This window comes from Oceanobacillus polygoni, assembly GCF_008304605.1.
Lineage (GTDB): Bacteria > Bacillota > Bacilli > Bacillales > Amphibacillaceae > Oceanobacillus > Oceanobacillus polygoni.
The window spans coordinates 24,605-48,558 of record NZ_PIJY01000020.1 but is presented as its reverse complement, the minus strand read 5'-3'; the positions used below and the strand labels follow the sequence as shown (position 1 = coordinate 48,558).

Genomic DNA, 23,954 nt, shown 5'->3' with positions numbered 1-23,954 from the left:
AGAACGGAGTTCGAAGAGTCTCAGGGGTCACCCGCGAAAAGCGTAGTGTGTTTCCGTAGCGGGGTATACGCACACTTAATCCATAATTGCAGTAGTTCGTAGTTTCTTTCAAATGCGATGATAAAAACAGCAAAAAACCACCGCTATAAAAGCTTTAAAGCTTTTATAGCGGTGGTTAGGCTATACTTATTTGATTCGATCGTCTAATACGCTTTTATATGACTTTTTAGCTCTTGGTGGTCCTAGTATTTCAGACATGATAATGCCATTAACTAATCCTTTTGCACCAAGGTTGCCAACTACTTGTTTCTTCAGTCTTTCTTGTTTTTTACTTGTTTCTTTCTCAGGCTCAAGTAAAATACTTCCGCTATTCGTCTGTGACTTCAAATCCTCAATTTTTGAATTTGAAATAGCGCTATACTTACTAGCCAGCTTCTCCATTTGTTGCTTTTGCTGCTCTGCAATGGACGCAGTTGAGACCGTATCTCGTGATCTTTCTTCACGATACACTCGCTGCTCTGCTACAGGCTGCGGCCTACGTTCTGGAGTTCTTTCTGGCACTGTTCTTCTCGGCCTTTGTGGAGGTGTTTTTTTCTTCTCTTTTTCTTGCTGTTTCTGCTTCTCATTCGAGTTGTTAAAAAAGCCGATAATCCCTGAAATAATAATGATAATTATGAAGAGGTTATCGAAAATCCAGCCCATCAGACCCCTCCTTCAATTTCATGACGAACATTATTTTTGATCATCTTCACTGCTATCTTTGGTTAATTTACCAATTGTATCACGCATACCAGTATCAGCATCAATGTTTTTATAATTCATATAATCCATGACACCCAATTTTCCAGTACGTAATGCTTCTGCTAGTGCTTTTGGAACCTCTGCTTCAGCTTCTACAACATGAGCACGCATCTCTTGAACTCTTGCAACCATTTCTTGTTCTTGTGCAACAGCCATTGCGCGACGTTCTTCCGCTTTTGCCTGTGCAATGTTTTTATCAGCTTCAGCTTGGTCTGTTTGTAGGATAGCTCCAATATTTTTACCGATATCCACGTCGGCAATATCGATCGAGAGAATTTCAAAAGCAGTTCCTGAGTCAAGGCCTTTACTTAATACTGTCTGTGATATTGAATCTGGATTTTCTAATACTTTTGCATGTGTGTCTGAACTACCAATTGTACTTACAACACCTTCACCAACACGAGCGATAACTGTCTCTTCTCCAGCTCCCCCAACAAGTCGATCAATGTTTGCACGTACTGTGATTCTTGCAAGTGCTTTTACTTCAATACCATCCATCGCGATACCTGCAATAAATGGAGTTTCGATTACTTTCGGATTTACACTCATTTGAACAGCTTCTAGTACATCACGACCTGCTAGGTCAATTGCAGCCCCACGTTCAAATGGAAGCTCAATATTTGCACGGTGTGCAGCAATTAAAGCATTTACTACTCTATCGACGTTACCACCTGCTAAGTAGTGACTTTCCAATTGATTTGTTTTTACATTTAAACCTGCTTTATGTGCTTTAATTAAAGGGTTGATTACACGATTTGGAACAACTCGACGTAATCGCATTCCAATTAATGTAAAGATACTTACCTTTACTCCAGCAGCTAAGGCACTAATCCACAGCGCAACTGGTACGAATGTGAATAAAATAGCCACAGCAATTAAGATTACCGCAATAATAATAAGCGGCATTAGTTCTGTTAATGACATTAAAATTCCTCCTTGTATTTTCATCTATATCATTATACTTCTCTAACTACGACACGAACTCCTTCAACTCTTACCACTTTAACAGACTTATTTCGATCAATAAAGCTTCCTTCTGAAACAATATCAATTCGTTCACCATCAAACTCACCAATCCCTGATGGTCTTAATGGAGTCAGCGTAATACCTTCCATACCGATTAACTCCAGGCGATTTACGGATGATACATATCCCTGCTCTGTTGCTGTGCTATCCCTAAGAATAATATGTCGAAAAACACCTTTATCCATGCCTATTCGTCTAAAAAGAATCACAGCAACAATGAGTGTAACAAGAAATGCAATTCCAATACTCATTGACATATGCCCTAAATCGTATCCTGACATAAACAATGAACCGATAATTGCCCCTACACCGAGGAGTCCTAATATCCCCCCTGGGACAAAAAATTCAGCTATAATCAAAATGATTCCTAATACTAGTAGTACGACCGCTTCCATACCTGCAAGTCCCGCAACGATATGACCATAGAAAAACAATAATAGTGAAACAATTCCCATAATTCCCGGTACTCCAAATCCAGGCGAATACAGTTCCACGATTAAACCAAGACTTGCCACTGATAGAAGAATCGGGATTACAATTGGATTTGTTAGAAATCGTGCTACTTCTTCTGCAGCACTCGGTTCCGTTTCTATAATGGAAGCATTCGATAAGCCAAGCTCATAAAGCAATTCCACTCGGTCATCCACAATTCCATCCGCATAACCAACTTCCACAGCATCTGATGGCCCAAGTGTTAGAAACCTGCCTTCAGGTGCACCATACTCAGGAAGGTCAATACTGCTATCAGCCATAGCTAATGCATAAAGTGGATCTCTCCCAGTAGACTCGGCAGCACTTTTCATTGCAGCGAACCAAGCTGATTGTGCTTTTTCGTCAGCTGCTGTACCATCAGCGGTAATCACACCGCTTGCCCCCATCGTTGCATGCGGTTTGAAATAAATGGTTTCAGAAAACAACGCGATATAAGATCCAGCAGACAAAGCTTCATTCACGATAAATGCTGTTGTCGGAATCGGTAAACCCTGGATAATTTGACCAATTTGACCAGCTGCATCGACCCTCCCGCCTGGAGTATCGATTTCAAAAATAATATGATCGGCACCAGCTTCAACCGCTTCGGAAGTTGTACGCTTTAAAAAAGCCTCTAGTCCACGCTCTACCTCTCGTTCAATCGGTATAACATAAACGGACTTTCCACCACCCTGTTCTTGCGCACTAGTAACTGAAAGATTATCCGAAACTTGGTAAATAAGTGCTACGAAAATGGCTGCAATAATGAGTATGTATTGTTTGAGTCGTTTCCTCGACATCATTATTCACCTCCCTCAGCCTGTTATCAATTAATACGGAAGTGGTATGGGATTGGTTTCATTTTTTAACGTTAGAAAAGTATACATCATTCCAATTTGCATAATTGCAATAACGAATCCCCAAAGGCTAGCAACTAGTAAGTTCTCTAACAGGAGTTATGTCATAATTAGATACTATCATAATCTTATCCATAGAGAAACTTTGATGGTGCTTATCTTCTATATTTCTAGAAGGCTTATAATTTTCATATATAAGAAAAGAATCCCAAGTCTTATGACTTGAGATTCTTTAACTTATTATTGTAATTCTTGTTGTACAAGTTTTTTTATTTGAGAGCCGTCTGCTTTGCCCTTTACCTTTGGCATTACAGCACCCATCACTTTACCCATATCTTTCATTGATGTAGCATTTACTTCCTGAATCGTTACTTGGATAATTGAAAGTAGTTCTTCATCTGAAAGTTGCTTCGGTAAATACTTTTGTAAAATTACCAATTCATTTTCAAGTTTTTCAACTAAATCTTCACGTCCAGCAGATTTAAATTCTTGGAGGGAATCTTTCCGTTGTTTAACTTCTCTGGATAAAATTGTTAAATCTTCGTCCTCAGATAGTGTATCCTTACTAAGTTTAATCGATTCATTCTGGATAGAAGCCTTCACCATGCGAATAACGCTTAGCGTTTCTTTATCCTTGTTCTTCATAGCTTGCTTCATGTCTTGATTCAATCGATCAAGTAACGTCATACGCTTGCACCCTCTTTAGAATTTACGCTTTCTAGCAGCTTCAGATTTCTTCTTACGTTTAACACTAGGCTTTTCATAGTGTTCACGTTTACGATATTCCTGTAGTGTACCGCTTTTTGACACACTGCGTTTGAAGCGACGAAGAGCATCCTCAAGAGACTCGTTTTTACGAACGCGAGTTGTATTTGACATGCTAATTTCCCTCCCTCCGAAGCACAAAACCAATTTATACCGACATGACTACCTTCTCATGCCTTTTTAAAGTATAATATATTCCTACAATCTGGTCAACGATTATTTAACTAATTATACTAGTAAATACATCTTTTATTGCATAGTTTGCTGAATTAATAATCGCTAGTACCTGTAATTCCATTGATAATATCGACTCCAGCACTAGCACCAATGCGGGTTGCTCCCGCTTCAATCATAGCGTTCATTCCTTCTAAATCACGGACACCACCAGATGCTTTGACACCTATTTCTGCACCAACTGTCTCACGCATCAATTGAACATCTTTTACTGTTGCGCCTTCATTTGCAAAACCTGTAGAAGTTTTAACATAATCAGCACCTGCTTCTTTTGCTAATTGACAAGCACGAACTTTTTCATCATTCGTTAGCAAAGCTGTTTCAATGATTACTTTTGTTAAAGCTTTTCCTTTAGCTGCATTCACAACAGCTTCAATATCGGCTTTTACAAGATCGTCATTACCAGACTTTAATTCTCCAACATTAATGACCATGTCTACTTCTGTTGCACCGTCTTTAATTGCTTGTTCAGTTTCAAAAGCTTTAACAGCCGTCGAATTAGCTCCAAGTGGGAAGCCAATGACCGTACAAACTTTTACTGTTGTTTCTTTTAGGTTCTCATAACAGTAAGAAACCCAATGCGGATTAACACAAACAGAGGCAAAATCATACTCCCTCGCTTCTTCAACTAATTTCTGTATTTGATCCTTTGTTGTATCCGTCTTTAATTGTGTATGATCAATATATTTAGCTAATTTATTACTCATCTTAAACGTCCTCTCTGAATAAGTTATTGATTAACTATCTTTTCACCAGCATGTGTTGCATGTTCCATAACCCTAACAAATGTACCTTCATTATATGGATATCCAGATTTCGTAATTTTCACACGGACAATCTTGCCAATCATATCTGCAGTACCCTCAAATTGGACTTTCATATAATTATCTGTGTATCCCACAAGCAATTCAGGATGATTCTCATCAAGTATACGTTCCTCTGGAATAACTTCAAGAACTTCATTCTCATATTGTGAAGCATATTCCTTCGCTAGTTGATCAGATAATGCGATTAAACGATGCACACGATTTTCTTTTACCGCTTCATCCACTTGATTATCCATACGTGCAGCAGGCGTTCCAGTTCTTCTTGAGAACGGGAATACATGTAGCTCTGAGTAGCCAATTTCTTTTATGACATTATAGGTTTCCATAAATTCTTCTTCTGTTTCACCTGGGAAGCCAACAATAACATCCGATGTAATGGCTAAACCAGGTAATGCTTTTCTAATTTTAGTTACTTTTTCTTTATAGAACTCTGTAGAATACTTTCTGCGCATTCTCGCCAAGACAGTATCTGAGCCAGCTTGTAATGGAATGTGCAAATGCCTAACAATTTTCTCTGATTTGTCTAGGACATCAATCACTTCATCTGTAATTTGACTTGCCTCAATCGAAGAAATTCGAATCCGTTTCAAGCCCTCAACCTGCTCCAATTCCCGAAGCAACATTGCAAAATTATAATCCTTCATATCTTCTCCATATCCTGCTGTATGGATACCAGTGAGGACAAGCTCTTTGTAACCAGCTTCAACCAATTTTTCAGCTTGTTGAATTACATTTTCAGGGTCTCTTGAACGTAGTAAACCACGAGACCAAGGGATAATACAAAATGTACAGAAATTATTACACCCTTCTTGAATTTTCAAAGATGCTCGTGTACGGTCTGTAAAAACAGGTACATCCATTTCTTCAAACACACGGTTTTTCATAATGTTGGAAACACCATTAACCGGTTCCTTCGTTTCTTGGTGTTTTTCAATATACGTGAAGATATTTTTTCGTTCCTGTGTACCGACAACAACATCGACACCCGGAATCTCCATAATCTCACCTGGTGACGTTTGAGCATAGCAGCCCGTTACACAAACTACTGCATTCGGGTTTTTCCGAATTGCTCTACGAATGACTTGTCTACTTTTTTTATCTCCAGAATTGGTTACCGTACACGTATTAATAACATAGACATCCGAATCGTGATCAAAATCGACACGCTCATAGCCTTTTTCCATAAACATGCGCCAAATTCCTTCTGTTTCATAATGATTCACTTTACAGCCTAATGTATGAAATGCTACTGTTGGCATTCCGAACACCTCATTTCTTCAAAATGATACGATATGCTAGCGAGCGCATAAAGTGCAGCAGTCTCTGTTCTTAAAATCCGCGGACCAAGCCGAACCGGTGAAAAATTATTTTCTTTCAACAGCCCTGCTTCTTTCGGAGAGAATCCACCTTCTGGACCAATGCAAACCAATATGTCTTGCCCTGGATCGAGCCTATTTATTATATTACCAAATGATTGGTGTTTCGAAACCTTCGCTTCTTCTTCATATGCAAAAAGCTTCACATGATAGTTTTTGCTCTCCTCAATTAAATCCTTCACCGACACTGGACTTTTTATAACAGGAACTTTATTGCGGTGACTTTGCTCACTAGCTTCTTTAATAATTTTTTCAAAGCGTTGTAATTTTTTTTCAGCTTTCTTTTTATCCCAAATCGCTATTGATCGGTCTGCTTGAAATGGAATAAATGCATGTGCACCAAGCTCTGTTCCTTTTTGAACTACTAAATCAAACTTATCCCCTTTAGGGATACCTTGGGCAATTGTAACATTGATTGGTAGCTCTACATTTTCATTCAGCCACGTTTCAATGATAACCTGAACTTCATCACTTGTTACTTGTGAAATACGGCAAATCGCAGCCTTACCTTCTTCGTTATTACATATTATTTTATCTCCCACATTGTATCTCATAACACGAGTAATATGATGAACATCATCACCAGTAATTGTAATGTTATTATCTTTAAAACGAGAAGATGAGACAAAATATCTTTGCATGTACACACCCACTTCATGTATATCGCGTTTTTTAATTTTTCTTAGCTACGATGGAAATCCAATCTTCCATTTCATTAACAGCTATAATTTCAAACCCTTGCTCCGTAAGTTTTTCTTTAACGAGTTGTTTCTTATTCTGTATAATTCCTGACGTTATAAATAATCCACCACTTACAAGGTTATCCCATGCATTGTCTACAAAACGAACGATAATTTCTGCCAGTATATTAGAAACAATAACATTTACTTGCTGGTTTACGTGGTCAAGTAAGTTATTCTGAGCAACAACAATTTGGCTGTTCAGCTCATTGAGCTTTGCATTTTGCTGTGTACTTTTAACAGCTATTTCATCCAAGTCATATGCATAGACTTCTTTTGCACCAAGCTTTGCAGCAGCAATACTAAGTACACCTGAACCACAACCAACATCGATAACTGTATCATCATGTGTTAAATAAGTTTCTAATGCTTGCATGCTTAGAACCGTTGTGGGATGTGTACCCGTACCAAAAGCCATGCCGGGATCTAGCTCTATAATGATCTCATCACTAGAAACTGGTGTATACTCTTCCCATGTTGGTGTTATGGTTATCTTTTTAGAGACCTTCACCGGTTTATAATATTTCTTCCACGCAGTTGCCCACTCTTCCTCATTTACTTCACTCAAGGAAACATGGTTTTTACCTAGATCAATATCATAAATCAATAAATTATTGATTGCTTGTTTAATTTGTTCTACCGTTTCTCCTAGGAAGCTATTCATCGGCAAGTAAGCCTTGATCCGCACTCCTTCTTCTGGATATTCGTTTGGATCTAAATCATAGATTTCTCCGTATACATTGTCGCGTACTTTTATTAAGTCCTGCGGGTCTTCAATTACTAATCCACTTGCACCCGTTTCATGTAAAATATTAGAAATCGGTTCAATTGCTTCATTTGTCGTATGAATACAAACTTCTGACCATTTCATTATTATTCACCCATTTCATTGGATGGTGGATCTCTTGGAATGTAAATCTTGCACATATCCCATCAAGATGCTTCACCTAAAAAATATGTAGACGATGTTGCTAAGCAACATCGTTAGTCACCTTTAAACGCTTTTTTAAAACGTTGAAAAATATTTCCGTCCTGTTCATCTGTGGAATCATTTCCACCAATTTCATTGAACTCACGAAGTAGTTCTTTCTGTCTATCTGTCAATTGTGTAGGGGTCATTACTTTCACTCTAATATGCTGATCCCCTTGACCGCGTCCACGTACATTCGGTGAACCTTTACCTTTCAGACGAAACGTTTTTCCGGTTTGCGTTCCAGCTGGTACTTTTAATTTTACTTTTCCATGTACAGTAGGAACTTCTACCTCATCCCCTAAAGCAGCTTGTGTAAATGTTAGAGGTAGTTCACAGAAAATATGATCTCCTTCTCTTATAAAGAAGTCATGTGGCCTGATCTGAACAACTACGAACAAATCTCCGGCAGGACCGCCATTTTTACCTGGCTCACCTTTTCCAGATACTCGAATTTGTTGACCTTCATCAATTCCTGCTGGAATACTGATATGGATCTTTTTATTCTTTTTCACATTTCCTGTTCCACCACAAGTATTACATTTATCAGGAATAATATTTCCAGTACCATTACAATGATGACATACTCTGCGGTTAACTACTCGACCAAAAGGAGTATTCTGTTCTTGGTTTAATTGACCAGAACCGTTACAATGAGAACATGTTTTCTTGCTCGTTCCAGGTTTTGCGCCTGAGCCACTACATGTTCCACATGTTTCTTCATTAGGAATCGTAATATCTGCTTCCTTGCCAAAAATTGCTTCTTCAAAATCTAATACCATGGTATACTGCAAATCTGCCCCTTGTTGTGGTGCATTTGGATCACGACTACGTCCGCCACCACCAAAGAACATATCAAAGATATCGCCAAACCCACCGAAATCTTGCGCTCCGCCGCCAAAGCCACCAAAGCCTTGACCACTAGCTCCTGCATGACCAAACTGATCATATTGCGCGCGCTTTTGTTCGTCACTTAATACTTCATACGCTTCTTTAGCTTCTTTAAATTTATCGGCTGCATCATCTGCTTTATTTACATCTGGGTGATACTTTCTTGCCAATTTCCGATATGACTTCTTAATTTCTTCTTTTGAAGCACCTTTTTCTACTCCAAGTACATCATAATAATCTCGCTTGCTCAACCTTCTTCACTCTCCCGACACACTATAGCATAGGTTTTATCATATCATCAATGATTGCTTCATAGCAAATCATGATTTCTTTAAAAAAGTCAAAGTCAAGAGAATCCTGACTTTGACTTTTGGTTGGGTCTATCCTTTATTCATTACTTACTTTTTTTCGTTGTCATCTTCAACTTCAGAGTAGTCTGCATCAACAACATCATCATTTGCATCATTCGCTTCTTGACCTTGTTGTGCCTCAGCATCCTGTTGCATTTGCTCATACAATTTTACTGATAATTGTTGTACATGCTCTTGTAATGCTTCTTTCTTTTCTTTAATTTGCTCGATATCATTTGCTTCAACTGCAGCTTTTAGTTCTTCTTTTGCTGACTCTGCTTTTTGTTTATCGTCTTCAGTTACCTTATCTCCAAGGTCTTTAATTGTTTTATCTGTAGTAAAGATTAACTGGTCTGCTTCGTTACGTAATTCTACTTCTTCACGACGCTTTTTATCAGCTTCCGCATTTTCTTCAGCGTCCTGTACCATTTTTTCTACTTCTTCATCAGAAAGACCTGAAGATGATTTGATTGTAATGGATTGTTCTTTGTTCGTACCCATATCTTTTGCACGTACATTAACGATACCATTTGCATCAATGTCAAAAGAAACTTCAATTTGTGGAATTCCTCTTGGTGCTGGTGGAATATCCGTTAATTGGAAACGTCCTAATGTTTTATTGTCTGCAGCCATTTCACGTTCACCTTGTAGAACATGGATATCAACAGCTGTTTGATTATCTGCAGCAGTTGAGAATACTTGTGAATGACTTGTAGGAATTGTTGTATTACGCTCAATTAATTTCGTGAATACAGAACCCATTGTCTCAATACCTAATGAAAGTGGTGTTACGTCTAGTAGAACAACATCTTTCACATCACCTTGCAACACCCCACCTTGAATTGCAGCACCTAATGCTACAACCTCATCTGGGTTAACACCTTTAGACGGATCTTTACCAATTTCCTTTTTAATAGCTTCTTGAACAGCCGGGATACGAGTTGAACCACCAACTAGAATTACTTTATGAATTTCATTTGTTGATAATCCTGCATCTGATAATGCTTTACGTGTTGGGATCATAGTACGTTCAACAAGGTCAGAAGATAATTCTTCAAATTTCGCACGTGTTAATGTCATTTCCAAGTGCAATGGACCTGCTTCACCAGCCGTGATAAATGGTAATGAAATTTGTGTTTGGGATACACCAGAAAGATCTTTTTTCGCTTTCTCTGCAGCATCTTTCAAACGTTGTGTAGCCATTTTATCCTTCGATAAGTCAATTCCGTTTTCTTTTTTAAATTCTTCCACCATATGGTTAATGATTACATCATCAAAGTCATCTCCACCTAGGCGGTTATCACCTGCAGTTGAAATTACTTCAAATGTACCATCACCAATATCTAGAATCGATACGTCAAATGTACCACCACCAAGGTCATACACTAAAATTGTTTGATCTTGATCATCTTTATCAATACCATATGCTAATGCTGCTGCAGTTGGTTCGTTAATAATACGCTCAACTTCAAGACCAGCAATTTTACCCGCATCTTTTGTCGCTTGACGCTCAGCATCATTAAAGTATGCAGGAACAGTGATTACAGCTTTATCAACTTTTTCACCAATATAATCCTCTGCATAGGACTTGATATATTGTAAAATAATAGCCGAAATTTCTTGTGGCGTATATTCTTTATCTTCAATTTTCACTTTATAATCTGTTCCCATATGACGTTTAATGGATTGGATTGTGTTCGGGTTTGTAATTGCTTGACGCTTCGCAACTTCCCCTACTTGTCTCTCACCATTTTTAAATGCAACAACAGATGGAGCTGTACGGTTACCTTCTGGATTCGGGATAACTACCGCTTCGCCACCTTCCATTACGGATACGCATGAATTTGTTGTTCCTAAGTCAATACCAATAATTTTACTCATAATTACATTGTCCTCCTTAAACTACCTATCCAATTATTTATTCACTTTTACCATTGCTGGGCGGATTACTCGATCTTTTAACTGATATCCTTTTTGTAACTCTTCTACAACGATATTGGATTCCATTTCATCATCTTCGATTTGCATAACTGCGTGATGTAAGTTAGGATCAAAAGCTTGCCCTTCTGTCTCAATCACTTCAAGTCCTTGTGATACGAGCGCATCCTGGAGTTGACGATATACCATCGTAATGCCATCAAAAAGATTTGAATTTGCTTCCGTAACTTCTACTTGTAGAGCTCTTTCAAAGTTATCTAGAGCAGGAAGCAGTTCATTGATCAAATCCTGTGATTTATATTTACGTTCTGCTTCTTTCTCTTTTTGGGAACGTTTTTTGAAATTATCATACTCAGCCTGTAATCGTAGCAGTCGATTGAATACTTCATCCTTTTCCGCTTTTAATGCTTGGTTTTCTGCTTTTAACTCTTCCATACTAGCTGAATCAGTCTCGTTTGATTCCGTTATTTCTTGATCAGTGGAATCAATCACTTCAACTTCTTCATTGGTGATGGATCTATCATCTGTCACTGTATCTTTATTTTGATCTTCCACCAATGCCACCTCCATATTAAAATTTCTTAGAAAACATTCCATTCGCACACTTTTGAGCGAATGCTTTATTGTGCTTACGTTAATAGAACAGTTTTATACTTTCCTATTTTCCAAGTAAGACTATATCATGAATAGCATTTTAATGAAACTATATTGGTAACTGGTCTAGCATAGATGCTAAGACCTGCGATTATTGATTCATTTATGCATCATCATCATTTTTGTACCACATGTACAATGCATCTGTCATCTCATTCGATAAGCCTCTCAGAAGTGTGATGACCTTTCTATACTCCATCCTTGTTGGACCAAGTAATGCAATGGTTCCCATATGGTCCCCTTCCATGTGATAAGAAGCAGTTATCAAGCTTAAATTCTTAATTGCTTCTACTTCGTTCTCATTACCAATCGTTACTTCAATACCACTTTTCGTGTTTTTGAGTAAATTGGCTATCTCGTCTTCTCTTTCCATCATATTAAAGAATGAGCGAATTTTATCGACATCGTTAAATTCAGGTTGCATCAGTATATTGGATTTACCTCCAATATATAGTTTAACAGGATGTTCACTCAAGAAAACAGATTTCAAATAGTCAAAGGATGTATCAAAATCATCAATGTACATCTTCATCAGTTGAGCAATCTCTGTTGTTAATTTCTCTTGCAATTGAACAATCGGCACTCCTTTAAGTCGATCATTCATTATATTTACCATTTTTTCTAGATCCGAAGCGCGGACCTTTTCAGGTATCGAGAACGAACGATGCTCCACATGCCCTGTATTTGTAACCAGAATAGCTACAGCAGTATACGCTGAAAGCGGGAGAATTTGAATTTGTTTCAGTTTCGTCTCAAACATTTCTGGTCCGAGAATAATCGATGTATAGCTCGTAAGCTTCGATAAAACCTCTGCCGACATTTGCACGATTTGTTCAAATTCAAAGAAGCCATCGTCGATAATGTTTTTAATAATCGTAACTTCATTTTGGCTCGGACTTAAAATTGGACCAATCAAATGGTCTACATAATACCGGTAGCCTTTTTCTGATGGAACTCTCCCTGAAGATGTATGAGTTTTTTCCAAAAAACCCAGTTCTTCTAAATCAGCCATCTCATTTCTAATCGTTGCTGCACTATATGGAAGGCTTTCCTTTTTGGAAAGTGCTCGTGACCCGATTGGATGAGCTGAATCAACGAAATCATCAATTATGACTTGTAAAATTGTGAGTTGCCTTTCTGTTAGCATGATGATCACTCCTGTTAGCACTCTAAGTACCTGAGTGCTAATACTACTATAAAATTATCAAATGACTATTTTTTTGTCAATTAGAACGTCTTAGGAGATTGTTTCTATTTTAGGATCGCTTTCCAGAAGAAATTTTTCAAATACGCGATTACCAAGAAGCATCCCCTGTTCCGTTAACCGAATCATTTTCATATCTTCCTGAATCAATCCAAGATGGATTAGATTTTCAAGCTCTTTTCTATATAACCTTTCCAATTCGATCCCAAACCGCTCCCGAAAATGCTGCTTGTCTATCCCATTTATTTTCCGAAGTCCAAGAAACATTTCTTCCTCAATTCGTTCCTTTATGGTAACCTCATCTACTTGCAATATCGGCATTCCGTCTGAAAACGCCTTTTTAACATAGGCTGGAAGTGGGCGAATGTTTGTAATTCGTTTCCCTGGTAAATAACCATGGGCCCCAGCACCGAATCCATAATAATAATCGTTATTCCAGTAGGTTAGATTATGTTTGCTTTCAAATCCTGGAATAGAAAAGTTACTTACTTCGTATTGGCGAATCCCATTGGATTTCATCGTACGCTTTAATATGTCATACATCATTACTTCATCATCTTCAGGCGGACGATGGAGTTGCCCTTTTTTATGCTTTTGATAGAAAATTGTTTTCGGTTCAATTTGCAAAGCATACGTGGAATAATGTGGCAGTCCAAAAGAAAGAGCTTCTTCCAAGGAAGCTTGAAACTGTTCAACCGTTTGATGCGGTAAAGCATATATAAGATCAAGACTAATGTTTGAAAAATCATGCCGCTTTAATAAATCAACGGTATCATACACATCTTTCACTCGATGCACACGACCAAGCTGTTCAAGCATCTTGTCATCCATCACTTGCACACCAAAAGATATCCGGGTTATCCCATAATCCCTTAGTAGCTTTGTTTTTTCGGTATCAATATCGCCTGGGTTTACTTCAATTGAAACCTCTTCAAAGCTCGAAAGATCAAATTTCTTAGATAAAAACCGAAATAGCGTATGTAATTGCTCTATAGTTAAAGCAGTCGGTGTACCACCGCCGATGTACATGGTCCTCAACTTATGATTATCTCCTGGCAAGGCTGTATCTATCTCATGCATCAAAGCCTCTAAGTATTCTGTAGCTAATTCCTCATTATAGAAAAACTTTACAAAATCACAGTAATGACAAATCTGTCTGCAAAACGGAATATGAATATAGACCGATTGTATGGATTCCATAAAATTGTTCACCTCCTGTAGTACGAATAAGTGCGAAAAGGAAAAACTATCCCACATCACGTGTTCAAGTTCTCCCTTTTATCAATTAATCGTCGTTCATTTGTAATACAGCCATAAATGCTTCTTGTGGAACTTCCACAGATCCAACCATCTTCATTCGTTTCTTACCTTCTTTTTGTTTCTCAAGTAATTTACGCTTTCTTGAAATATCCCCACCATATAACTTGGCTGTTACATCCTTACGTACCGCTTTAATCGTAGATCGTGCAACAATTTTATTTCCAATTGCTGCTTGAACAGGAACCTCAAACTGCTGTCTCGGTATTAACTCTTTCATTTTATCCACAATCTGTTTTCCGCGTTCAAATGAAAAGTCACGATGAACAATGAAAGACAATGCGTCAATCGTGTCACTATTCAGTAGGATATCCATTTTTACAAGCTTAGAAGGCTGATACCCAATTAGTTCATAGTCAAAAGAAGCATATCCCTTTGTATGTGATTTCAACTGATCGAAGAAATCATAAACGATTTCCGAAAGTGGAATATGGTAAATTACGTTCACCCGAATATCATCTAAATATTGCATATCAACAAATTGACCACGTTTTTTCTGGGCTATCTCCATTACTGCACCAACATAATCATTTGGCACCATGATTGTTGCTTCTACATACGGCTCACGGATTTCTTCAATTACTTGTGGATCGGGCATTTTTGATGGATTATCTACCGTCATGACCTCACCATTTGTTTTTTCCACTTCAAAAATAACACTTGGAGCAGTTGTGATGAGACTAATATTAAATTCTCTCTCAATACGCTCTTGAATAATCTCCATGTGCAATAGACCAAGGAAGCCACATCGGAAGCCAAATCCAAGGGCTTGTGAAGTTTCCGGCTCATACTGCAAAGAAGAATCATTTAATTCCAATCTTTCTAATGCTTCTCGTAAATCGTTATAGTCATTGGAATCAACTGGATAGAGTCCACAAAATACCATTGGATTTAATTTTCGATAGCCAGGCAATGCTTCGGCAGCTGGTCTATTTGCAAGTGTTATTGTGTCCCCTACTTGCGTGTCTCCAACATTTTTAATCGAAGCTGTTATATAGCCTACATCCCCGACATTTAATTCATTCTTAGCGAGTGCTTTCGGTGTAAACACTCCAACTTCATTAACTTCAAATTGTTTCCCAGATGACATCATTTGGATTTTATCGCCAACCTTGATTGAGCCTTCCTTGATACAAACATAGGAAATAGCTCCACGATAAGAGTCATATAATGAATCAAAAATCAATGCTTTTAATGGAGCATCAGGTTCACCGGCAGGTTCTGGTACAACCTCTGTAATCCGTTCTAATATTTCTTCTATCCCTATATTCGCTTTCGCAGAGGCAAGGATTGCATCCTCGCCATCGATCCCAAGAACATCCTCTAGCTCTTTTTTAACCCGTTCCGGATCCGCACTTGGCAGATCAATTTTATTAATAACAGGAATTATTTCTAATTCATTTTCCATTGCCAAATAAACATTCGCTAAGGTTTGTGCTTCAATACCTTGTGCCGCATCAACAACAAGGATAGCTCCCTCACAAGCAGCGAGACTTCTAGAAACTTCATATGTAAAATCGACATGCCCAGGCGTATCAATTAAATGAAATATAAATTCTTCTCCGCTTTTACTTGTATATGACAATTGAACAGCATTAAGCTTAATGGTAATCCCACGTTCGCGTTCTAAATCCATTCCATCAAGAAGCTGTTCCTTCATTTCTCGTTTTGTAACCGTTTGTGTATTTTCTAAAATCCGATCAGCTAAGGTTGATTTTCCGTGATCAATATGTGCTATAATCGAAAAATTACGTACTTTCCGTTGTTTTTTCACCATTCGTGTTGCTCACTCCTACAAGACCTTCATCCACTCTACGTGTGAAAGTTTAAAATATAAGCCAATAATTACTAGGTTGATTATAGCAATTGAAGCTGTTATATTCAAGAACAAAAGCGAAAGCGCCCGGTTTGCGACATCCAAAATGAGAAGTGGGCCACATTTCTACTTGAACGGTTTACAATCGCGATGAGATAAACAACCCGTAGCAACTATAAAAATTTTAGTGTTCTAGAAAAATAATTGCGCAGTTTGATACAACACTTGCATTAGAAGTTCAAAAAAACCTTTAACCCCCGCCCCTAATATAGAGGCGGTTTTTTGCGTATATTGCGCAGGAGCGTCAGCATCAGCCATTGGCTGGCTTACTGGTATGGTAACCGTTTCAACAGAGGACTCTTGCTCCTCAGTATCTTCTATTACATCAACAACAGCCGTGTCATTGTCTATTGCTTGGGGTTCTTCCTGGTTCATCCCATATACAATCCCTGATAGAAAAAAAACAGCGAGCAAAAGTAGAATTACGATAAACCGCATTGGTCATACCTCCTAAGGATTTCCTTGAACCGCTTCTGCGTCCCAATAATAGTCACTAAATATTTCTGCTACAGCATCTGCTGCTCGATATAATTCATCTAAATCGTTGTCGACACCGCCAAATTCAATTAAAATTGCATTTTCCGATAGGTCTTGATTATAAACACCGTTTACACGTGGGCCCTCACTCTTAATCAGCCCTCTACTTAAGCCTGGATACTTTTTTTCAATTAGCTGATGTAACTCGGAAGCTACTTCAATGTTTTTCTCATGATTAGGATGCTCCATACCGACAACAAACATAATCCTGGCATATGACTCACCATTTATTTCTTTTGTCGTAATGTCTTTGCGTGCTGAATCCCGATGCAAATCAAATATATATTGTATTTCGCCATTCATTGCTATAGCTTCTTCTACGAATTCTCGAGAGGCATCATATGCTTGTGGACGCTTCATCCCCCTATCATTAAGAACCTGATCAATATCCGTATCTTCTACTTGGGCTCCAATCCCTTTTTCCTCAAGTGCTTTAGCTAGATGGTCACTTACCTTCGTAATATTCACTTCACCATGGAAAGCAAGATCTGGATCTGTGACGTCAGGTAGATGCGGTAAAAATGATTCACGAGTATGTGTATTATATATATAAACCACTTTTCTACCATCTGTCGTTGGGTTTTCACCTTCTGTACCTTCCTGAGTCTCATCATCTATTTGATCTTCCTCTTCTTTCGGTTCATCGATCAAAGCCTCCCGATCCCTTAAAACTTCTTCAAGAGGCGGAGACGATTCAAAAGGCAGGTTTGTATAGTTTGTCCCTTCGCCAGCTATTAATATCTGTTGATCATAGATAGAAAATCCAGGAATTTCATTTCCTAATAGGCTTCTTGGGTCATCAGGCTTTAAATTTGTTGCAACTTGGAAGAACACACCTGAAAGTTTAGGTAGTTGACGATCTTCTGGAAAAGCTTGTTTAAATGCCCTATTTTCCATACTTAACAAGTTATAAAATACAAAGCCATCAATATCTCTTGTCCATTCTGTTAATAGACTGGATGAGAAGCGATATGCCGGCTGTACGGTTGTCAATATTCCTATGCTGACAAACAGAACAACGATACTTATAAGATATAGGCCACTTTTTCTATATATACTATTCACATTTCTTTTTAGGTGTTTGTTTTTCATAAAAATACATGATCCCACCTTCCTAACAGTTAACTCTTGTTTTAAATCTATGAGTTGAACAAAGAAGCTAGAACCATGTATTTAAAAAAATAGAGACGATTTAATAGAGTAAATCAACCCTACTTTAATTCATCGAGTGTATGAAGCAAAATTGTCGACATTGACATTTTCATGTAAAGCGGCATTTAAACCATTAGCAATGACATTCGCCATATCAATCATAAACCCATCGACTTCCTTTGGCGTAACCATTAAATTATGACCAATTGGAGTTAATACCTCAGAAATAAGCTTTCTTTTCTCATCTTCGGAAAGTCCACCAACCATACCCAAAACGGTTTGACGCTGTTCTTCATTCGGCATATCAGCTTCCGTTAACTTTTTTCCGCCAAATACCATTCCTGCCGGCGCTAAAGATTTAGACGGTTTATCTTTCTCATTCCATTCACGTCCAAAGTGCTTTAATAGAAAGTCAATTGTATCGCTCGTAATGGTTACTGCATCAACAACCGTAGGAACGCCAATTGCTAAAACAGGTACACCTAATGTTTCCCTGCTTATCTCCTTACGTTTATTACCAACGCCAGACCCGGGATGAATACCAGTATCTGAAAGTTGAATGGTTTCATTCACACGTTCAATCGACCTAGAAGCAAGCGCATCAATTGCTATTACAAAATCAGGCTTGTACTTTTCTGCAATCCCAAAAATAATATCGCTTGTTTCAATACCTGTAACCCCCATTACTCCAGGTGTTACCGCTGCAACTTCACGATACCCTTCAGCTACTGTCTCTTGTTGCAGTTTAAATAAATGACTCGTAACGAGTACTTTTTCAACAGCCATTGGTCCTAATGCATCTGGTGTAACATTCCAATTTCCGAGGCCAACAATTAAACCATTCGCATCTATCGGTATATTATTGCGAACTAATAGCTGTTCTATCTCCTTCGCAAGCACTTTAGCAGCTGCTTCTTGCCTGGCTGTGTCCTGTTTTTTCACACCATCAGCATAAATCGTTACATAATTACCCGGTTTTTTCCCAAGTAATTTTGCCCCTTCTTCATCAATATCAACATAAGAAATTTTGATATCAGCCTCGTGCCTCTCTTTAAACGTAACTCCTTTTAACTCGCTTTCTTTTTCCACTGTCTCTGTATACATATCCCTAGCTTCAACGGCTAAATCTGTACGCACCTGAAACACCTTGTTTTCATCAGTCATTAGCTTGTCTTCCCTTCATTCAATACTTACAATACTTATCAGTAATAGAATGAACCATTGGCAAAAAAACATACGAATTGTTCCATGTTCTAACAATTTTATTGAAAACATCCTGTTCCTTTGGTAAAATACTCTTTGTCCACATTGAAAGTTAAACGAATCTAATGATTGACTTTGATAGGATTATTGAACATTATCACGAAACGTTTCGAATTTCGTTCATTTTTAGGAGGTGAAATAAATGGCTAATATTAAATCTGCAATCAAACGTGTAACGGTTAACAATAAAAAACGTGCGAATAACGGACCACAAAAAGCAGAAATGCGTTCTGAAATCCGTCGTGTAGAAAGCTTAGTTGAAGCGAATGACGTAGAAAACGCTAAAGCTGCATTACAAAATACTGTAAAACGTATTGATAAAGCTGTTCAAAAGGGACTTGTCCACAAAAATGCTGGAGATCGTCAGAAATCCCGTCTTACTAAAAAAGTAAACAGCCTATAAAACGTAAAAAACGATCCTCGAAGGATCGTTTTTTTAGTTTACTAAAGTTATTATATTTAATCGTCAGGCGATAACATATTTACTAGACTAACCCTACAGGAAGCGCTGAAACCGTACAAGTTTCCTCACAGCTCCCTGCATTACTAATCAAGCACTTTCCCTTTTTCACTCACGAAGCCGTTTGAATCAAGTCATAAAGCAAAAGTTCAAAAGCGAGATCCTTTTCCATTTTACCTTGCTTCATAACTGCATCTGTATCTGCCAATTTACGCATAACATCCTGAAGTTTTTTAGTTGAAAATTGTCTCTCTCTACTTAAAGCAATTTTTACAACATATGGATGGGCACCAATGCTTTTTTGTATTTGGGATTGTCCATAACCTTTCTGCTTTAGCAGCTTTACGCGCAAGATAGTTCGGAATTGAAATGCAAGCAGACCAATCAATGCAATTGGTTCTTCTTTCATTTTTTCTAAATCCTTAAAGATAGCAATTGCCTTATGTAAATTCCGCTCCATAACAGCATCTACCAGTCGTAAGGATGAGCTACTTGAGGTATGTGAGACTAGGTTCTCAGCAATTTCCTTTGTAATTACCCCGTTCTCTCCAACATATAGAGCTAACTTTGATAGTTCATTTTCCAACAAATGAAGATTTGTAGACAATTCCGTTTCAAAAATTTCGTAAGCATCTTGATCGATTGAAATTTGCAGCTGATTTGCTAACGTGTTTATCCACTGTGTTAATTCTTGCTCTTTTACTTCGTTACAAATTGCAATCGTAGCGTGTTTTTTCAATTGTTTGCTTATTTTTTTCCGCTCATCTATTTTCTCATATGGTGCTATTAGCACGAGAACAGAGTATGTAGCAGGTTCACTTAAATAGCGCTCTAAAGACTCCATTTTATGTTCGAATGGTAACTTTCCGGGCTTGGCCTTTAAAAAATCAGGATTGGTGGCAATGATTAGCTTTCTTTCTCCAAAAAAAGGATATGTCTCTGCATCAGCCACAACTTCTTGAATCGGTGTTTCTTCGAGATCATATAAGGAAAGATTCTCTTCTTCCCCGTTCAAAACACGCTTAATTAATTCCTGTTTTAAATTTTGTAAGAAAAAAGACTCAACTCCATGCGCGAGATAGACGGGAGAAATTTGGTTTTTCTTCAATTGTTTGACTACTTCTATATAAGACATCTATAATCCACTCCAACTTGGTATAACTATAATGGTAAATCGGAACAGATGGAATGGCAAGAACTTTTGTTTGATTAGGGATGCCTTCATTCCGAAAGCATCCCTAAATTCATCTATATAAACGCCTGTTGTACAGCTCTAGAAACTAGACAACAGACGAAATTTTACTCGTCATTAGCTTATACTGACACAGCAAAAGTATAGATGTTAAGTCTTGCTAAATATGGAGAAGAATAAAGTGAAGCTTCATTCAGTGGTCTTTCTGAATGTTAGTACCACAAGGGTATGACCTAAAGGCCATTGAACAGAATCAGGAATTTACGCAACGTTTACCCTCGTTTTAAACTTTTCACACTTAGATGCGCGATAAATTTAAAACGCGTTTTTATCATTAAGTAGATTTTTTTAATCATTTAATTTATACTAATGTTGATGACATAGGAGGGGTATATTGTGAATGAATTTGAAAAGGATGTACAGTATAAAGGAAATGATGTAGTTGACTCCGCTTTAGGATTTGTTTTTTCATTCGTTTTCTTTTTCGTAATCTTTGCGGTCGGAGCTGCAATTAGCGTCTTCGGATAAGAGCAGGTTACACATGTAATCGTTACCTTTTACCTAAATTTTGTTGAAAGAGACTGTACCCCTACAGTCTCTTTGTTCATTTAATTATTCAATACGAATACGATTAGAAGTTTGAACGGTGTGTTTTACTCTTCTCCACGTAGTTTATGTAAAAACGTGAAAAACGTTCCTCCATCACTTTTGTACTTAAATTGCACAGCGCCATGTTGATCAGTTCGTAAAATCACCACACCCCATTTTTCCAGCGTTTCTAAAACTTTTGCCGTAGGATGCCCATAGGAATTATTTACTCCAACAGGGATGAGAGCAAACTTGGGATCGATCACTTCTAGAAAGTTCTGATCTGTAGATGTGCTGCTCCCATGATGTGCGACTTTTAATACGTCCACCGACAATTCGGGATAGATTTGTACCAATTCCCATTCTTCCGCTTTACTTATATCACCAGTAAATAACCAGTTTACTCCTCCAAATTCGGTAAACATAACAATGGAATTTTCATTTGATGATGCATGATCAATCTCTGGTCCAAGTACATAAAATTGTTGATCGGCAACCTCAATTAAATCTCCCCGCTTAACTTGAACAACCTCTGGCTGTTTTCTTATTTGCGACCACTCTTGCATCACGGATAAATCAAAATAGCTACTGACAATCAATTGTTCAACTTCCATTTCCTTCAATAAAAATTCAGTACTTCCAACGTGGTCGATATCCTCATGGGTAAGCAGGAGTGTATCAAGTTGTCTAATACCTCGTGAATAAAAATAAGGTCTTAATATTTGTTGATAAACACTGGCTGTCGGCTCCATATCTTCAAACGAAAATCGGGAGCCAGCATCAATCATAACTACGCCTTTCCGATATGGCAGTTCAATCAAAAACGCATCCCCTTGTCCGATGTCAAACATCGTTACTGTACCAACAGGAGAGAAATATGGTCTAGCAGCAATCCCCATTACTAACAATGCCAATAACAAGCCATTACAAAATGCTCGAACTAATATCGCTCGTTCCAAATCATGCATAAACCAAAAAAACAAACCAAAATAAATAATGATCGCAATAAATGGAAACTCTGAGGTTAAAAATGGATAGTACAGAACCGAATCAGTAAATGTTATAAAAGCTATAACAAATTGATGAATATGCATAAAACATGTATCCAGTATATTCACTAAAAAATCCGGTAAAAAACTTATCGGCACGAGGATATACATTAACGGAATAACGAATACAGTAAAATAAGGTATAACAATTAAATTAAGAATAATGGATAAAGGTTGGAAAATAGAAAAGTATGCAAATTGAATAGGAATGATTACCATTTGGGAGACGAAGCTGATTTGTAATACTTGCCAAAAGACGGATTTCGATTCACTGACCCATTGTTTCGATAAGAGTATGGCAAATGTAACGAGAAAGGACAATTGAAATCCTACATGGTAGATAATATATTTATCAACTATAATGAGTAAAATAAATACGATGCTCAATATATCTGTATAACTGAATCGTAGTTTAAATTTATTCAATAGAATAAATAGCACCACCATAATTGCTGCCCTCCAGACAGAAGGGTCACCACCTGCTAACAACGCATAAACAGGTAAAAAGAAAATCATGAGCCACTGTGCTTTCTCTTGTGTAAGTAAATTTAGTTTGACCAGTAAAAAGTAGAACAATGCAACAATTAAACCAATATTAGAGCCAGAAATAGCAATAATATGTGACAGGCTCCAGCGCTGAAATATATCTTCCACTTCCGAGTCCATCGTCGAGTCATCACCAAACACAATTGCAGTTAACCACGAAGCAGTGTATGCACTAAACCGACTTTCTACATGATTCAGGAGATGCTCGCGTAACGTATAGAACCGTTCCAGGGACTTTGATCCGTTACACTCGATGTCTTCTAAATCCTTTAGTATAAGTTGATAAGCTATTCCATTTTTTAACAAGTAATCTCGATAGTTAAACTGAGCTGGGTTTCTGCTTTCATTCGGAAGTTCAACTTCGCCTTTCACCATACAACTGGCACCGTATTTTAAGCTGCGTACGGTGGATTCAGTTTGCGTTTCTCGTTTATTCGTTTCAGGGAAATAAAGAATGAGGATGTTTTGCTTTGAATATTGTTCTTCTAGAACAAACTCCAACTTGTCATTTGTTAACTGGACTGGGGCTCTGATTTCGCCTGTATAAGATGTAGTCTCGTGTGGTAACTCCGTAGAGGATTGAATATCAGGCGGAGGAATATGGAGCGAAAAGAAGAAGAACAAAATCAATGAAATAATGATTGGGATTTTCCTTAACCTCCCATAAAAATGCAAGTATAAGGTCCAAAGTAAGAAAGCAATGATTACCCAATCATTTGCGTAATAAACGCTAACAATCGCTGCACCTGCTGCAAGTGCAGCAAAATGCCAATATCCTTTCAATTGTAAATTCACCTATTTTCGTTTATTAAATTGCTTTTAAGAAGAATGAAGATAGAGAGCTCCTCACCTATTATCATAGGTGAGTTA

The 23,954-nt window shown here is 37.7% G+C and carries 22 protein-coding genes; 2 read left to right on the top strand and 20 right to left on the bottom strand.

Translation table 11 applies throughout. The features are described from left to right. Positions 1-186 precede the first annotated feature (186 nt). The 18 genes from F1560_RS07045 to gpr all read right to left on the bottom strand — a co-directional run bounded on the left by F1560_RS07045 (position 187) and on the right by gpr (position 19,150). Positions 187-702 (bottom strand): type II toxin-antitoxin system VapC family toxin, encoded by a 516-nt coding sequence (locus F1560_RS07045; RefSeq protein ID WP_149473937.1) that lies wholly within the window; start codon positions 700-702, stop codon positions 187-189. Between the two features lie 30 nt (positions 703-732). Then, positions 733-1,725 (bottom strand): flotillin-like protein FloA, encoded by a 993-nt coding sequence (gene floA / locus F1560_RS07040; protein WP_149473936.1) that lies wholly within the window; start codon positions 1,723-1,725, stop codon positions 733-735. Positions 1,726-1,757: 32 nt separating this feature from the next. After that, positions 1,758-3,101: an NfeD family protein gene (locus F1560_RS07035; protein ID WP_420874446.1), complete on the bottom strand. Its 1,344-nt coding sequence runs from the start codon at positions 3,099-3,101 to the stop codon at positions 1,758-1,760. A gap of 294 nt (positions 3,102-3,395) precedes the next feature. Continuing rightward, positions 3,396-3,842 (bottom strand): GatB/YqeY domain-containing protein, encoded by a 447-nt coding sequence (locus tag F1560_RS07030; protein ID WP_095307048.1) that lies wholly within the window; start codon positions 3,840-3,842, stop codon positions 3,396-3,398. A gap of 15 nt (positions 3,843-3,857) precedes the next feature. Then, on the bottom strand, positions 3,858-4,034 hold the full coding sequence (gene rpsU / locus F1560_RS07025; protein WP_010650937.1) for a 30S ribosomal protein S21: 177 nt from the start codon (positions 4,032-4,034) through the stop codon (positions 3,858-3,860). A gap of 155 nt (positions 4,035-4,189) precedes the next feature. Then, a complete protein-coding gene (gene deoC / locus F1560_RS07020; protein WP_149473934.1) occupies positions 4,190-4,861 on the bottom strand; it encodes a deoxyribose-phosphate aldolase in 672 nt (223 codons plus the stop codon). A gap of 23 nt (positions 4,862-4,884) precedes the next feature. Then, the gene (mtaB, locus tag F1560_RS07015) at positions 4,885-6,240 is read right to left on the bottom strand and encodes a tRNA (N(6)-L-threonylcarbamoyladenosine(37)-C(2))-methylthiotransferase MtaB (RefSeq protein WP_149473933.1); all 1,356 of its coding nucleotides are present in this window, start codon (positions 6,238-6,240) and stop codon (positions 4,885-4,887) included. Then, positions 6,228-6,998 (bottom strand): 16S rRNA (uracil(1498)-N(3))-methyltransferase, encoded by a 771-nt coding sequence (locus tag F1560_RS07010; RefSeq protein ID WP_149473932.1) that lies wholly within the window; start codon positions 6,996-6,998, stop codon positions 6,228-6,230. The genes mtaB and F1560_RS07010 overlap by 13 nt, the downstream gene beginning before the upstream one ends. A 31-nt stretch (positions 6,999-7,029) precedes the next feature. Then, positions 7,030-7,968 carry a 50S ribosomal protein L11 methyltransferase gene (prmA, locus tag F1560_RS07005; protein WP_149473931.1) on the bottom strand — a complete coding sequence of 313 codons (939 nt, stop codon included), beginning with the start codon at positions 7,966-7,968 and terminating at the stop codon, positions 7,030-7,032. A gap of 113 nt (positions 7,969-8,081) precedes the next feature. Then, positions 8,082-9,209 carry a molecular chaperone DnaJ gene (gene dnaJ / locus F1560_RS07000; protein ID WP_149473930.1) on the bottom strand — a complete coding sequence of 376 codons (1,128 nt, stop codon included), beginning with the start codon at positions 9,207-9,209 and terminating at the stop codon, positions 8,082-8,084. Between the two features lie 147 nt (positions 9,210-9,356). Beyond that, positions 9,357-11,189, bottom strand: coding sequence for a molecular chaperone DnaK (dnaK, locus tag F1560_RS06995; protein ID WP_149473929.1), 1,833 nt, complete (start codon positions 11,187-11,189; stop codon positions 9,357-9,359). 33 nt (positions 11,190-11,222) lie between these two features. Beyond that, on the bottom strand, positions 11,223-11,801 hold the full coding sequence (grpE, locus tag F1560_RS06990) for a nucleotide exchange factor GrpE (protein WP_246811915.1): 579 nt from the start codon (positions 11,799-11,801) through the stop codon (positions 11,223-11,225). A 202-nt stretch (positions 11,802-12,003) separates the two neighbouring features. Next, positions 12,004-13,047, bottom strand: coding sequence for a heat-inducible transcriptional repressor HrcA (hrcA, locus tag F1560_RS06985; RefSeq protein ID WP_149473927.1), 1,044 nt, complete (start codon positions 13,045-13,047; stop codon positions 12,004-12,006). Positions 13,048-13,137: 90 nt separating this feature from the next. Beyond that, on the bottom strand, positions 13,138-14,304 hold the full coding sequence (gene hemW / locus F1560_RS06980; protein WP_149473926.1) for a radical SAM family heme chaperone HemW: 1,167 nt from the start codon (positions 14,302-14,304) through the stop codon (positions 13,138-13,140). An 85-nt stretch (positions 14,305-14,389) separates the two neighbouring features. Beyond that, the gene (gene lepA / locus F1560_RS06975; protein WP_149473925.1) at positions 14,390-16,198 is read right to left on the bottom strand and encodes a translation elongation factor 4; all 1,809 of its coding nucleotides are present in this window, start codon (positions 16,196-16,198) and stop codon (positions 14,390-14,392) included. 231 nt (positions 16,199-16,429) lie between these two features. Next, complete coding sequence (locus tag F1560_RS06970; protein ID WP_149473924.1) at positions 16,430-16,735, bottom strand: hypothetical protein; 306 nt, start codon at positions 16,733-16,735, stop codon at positions 16,430-16,432. Between the two features lie 12 nt (positions 16,736-16,747). Beyond that, complete coding sequence (gene spoIIP, locus F1560_RS06965) at positions 16,748-17,926, bottom strand: stage II sporulation protein P (protein WP_149473923.1); 1,179 nt, start codon at positions 17,924-17,926, stop codon at positions 16,748-16,750. Between the two features lie 129 nt (positions 17,927-18,055). Next, a complete protein-coding gene (gene gpr / locus F1560_RS06960; protein ID WP_149473922.1) occupies positions 18,056-19,150 on the bottom strand; it encodes a GPR endopeptidase in 1,095 nt (364 codons plus the stop codon). A 241-nt stretch (positions 19,151-19,391) separates the two neighbouring features. On the opposite strand from gpr, the gene rpsT reads away from it, so the two are divergent. Then, complete coding sequence (gene rpsT, locus F1560_RS06955; RefSeq protein ID WP_149473921.1) at positions 19,392-19,652, top strand: 30S ribosomal protein S20; 261 nt, start codon at positions 19,392-19,394, stop codon at positions 19,650-19,652. Positions 19,653-19,821: 169 nt separating this feature from the next. On the opposite strand, the gene holA is transcribed toward rpsT, so the two are convergent. Further along, on the bottom strand, positions 19,822-20,844 hold the full coding sequence (holA, locus tag F1560_RS06950; RefSeq protein ID WP_149473920.1) for a DNA polymerase III subunit delta: 1,023 nt from the start codon (positions 20,842-20,844) through the stop codon (positions 19,822-19,824). Positions 20,845-21,297: 453 nt separating this feature from the next. Between holA and F1560_RS06945 the strand changes: the two genes are divergently transcribed. Beyond that, a complete protein-coding gene (locus F1560_RS06945) occupies positions 21,298-21,429 on the top strand; it encodes a YqzM family protein (RefSeq protein ID WP_149473919.1) in 132 nt (43 codons plus the stop codon). A gap of 125 nt (positions 21,430-21,554) precedes the next feature. On the opposite strand, the gene F1560_RS06940 is transcribed toward F1560_RS06945, so the two are convergent. After that, on the bottom strand, positions 21,555-23,867 hold the full coding sequence (locus F1560_RS06940) for a DNA internalization-related competence protein ComEC/Rec2 (RefSeq protein WP_149473918.1): 2,313 nt from the start codon (positions 23,865-23,867) through the stop codon (positions 21,555-21,557). Positions 23,868-23,954: the final 87 nt, after the last annotated feature.

Bases quoted from the DNA above. Each gene is read 5' to 3' on its own strand.
- F1560_RS07045 (WP_149473937.1), bottom strand. From the start codon at position 702: ATGGGCTGGATTTTCGATAACCTCTTCATAATTATCATTATTATTTCA.
- floA (WP_149473936.1), bottom strand. From the start codon at position 1,725: ATGTCATTAACAGAACTAATGCCGCTTATTATTATTGCGGTAATCTTA.
- F1560_RS07035 (WP_420874446.1), bottom strand. From the start codon at position 3,101: ATGATGTCGAGGAAACGACTCAAACAATACATACTCATTATTGCAGCC.
- F1560_RS07030 (WP_095307048.1), bottom strand. From the start codon at position 3,842: ATGACGTTACTTGATCGATTGAATCAAGACATGAAGCAAGCTATGAAG.
- rpsU (WP_010650937.1), bottom strand. From the start codon at position 4,034: ATGTCAAATACAACTCGCGTTCGTAAAAACGAGTCTCTTGAGGATGCT.
- deoC (WP_149473934.1), bottom strand. From the start codon at position 4,861: ATGAGTAATAAATTAGCTAAATATATTGATCATACACAATTAAAGACG.
- mtaB (WP_149473933.1), bottom strand. From the start codon at position 6,240: ATGCCAACAGTAGCATTTCATACATTAGGCTGTAAAGTGAATCATTAT.
- F1560_RS07010 (WP_149473932.1), bottom strand. From the start codon at position 6,998: ATGCAAAGATATTTTGTCTCATCTTCTCGTTTTAAAGATAATAACATT.
- prmA (WP_149473931.1), bottom strand. From the start codon at position 7,968: ATGAAATGGTCAGAAGTTTGTATTCATACGACAAATGAAGCAATTGAA.
- dnaK (WP_149473929.1), bottom strand. From the start codon at position 11,189: ATGAGTAAAATTATTGGTATTGACTTAGGAACAACAAATTCATGCGTA.
- hrcA (WP_149473927.1), bottom strand. From the start codon at position 13,047: ATGCTAACAGAAAGGCAACTCACAATTTTACAAGTCATAATTGATGAT.
- hemW (WP_149473926.1), bottom strand. From the start codon at position 14,304: ATGGAATCCATACAATCGGTCTATATTCATATTCCGTTTTGCAGACAG.
- lepA (WP_149473925.1), bottom strand. From the start codon at position 16,198: ATGGTGAAAAAACAACGGAAAGTACGTAATTTTTCGATTATAGCACAT.
- F1560_RS06970 (WP_149473924.1), bottom strand. From the start codon at position 16,735: ATGCGGTTTATCGTAATTCTACTTTTGCTCGCTGTTTTTTTTCTATCA.
- spoIIP (WP_149473923.1), bottom strand. From the start codon at position 17,926: ATGAAAAACAAACACCTAAAAAGAAATGTGAATAGTATATATAGAAAA.
- gpr (WP_149473922.1), bottom strand. From the start codon at position 19,150: ATGACTGATGAAAACAAGGTGTTTCAGGTGCGTACAGATTTAGCCGTT.
- rpsT (WP_149473921.1), top strand. From the start codon at position 19,392: ATGGCTAATATTAAATCTGCAATCAAACGTGTAACGGTTAACAATAAA.
- holA (WP_149473920.1), bottom strand. From the start codon at position 20,844: ATGTCTTATATAGAAGTAGTCAAACAATTGAAGAAAAACCAAATTTCT.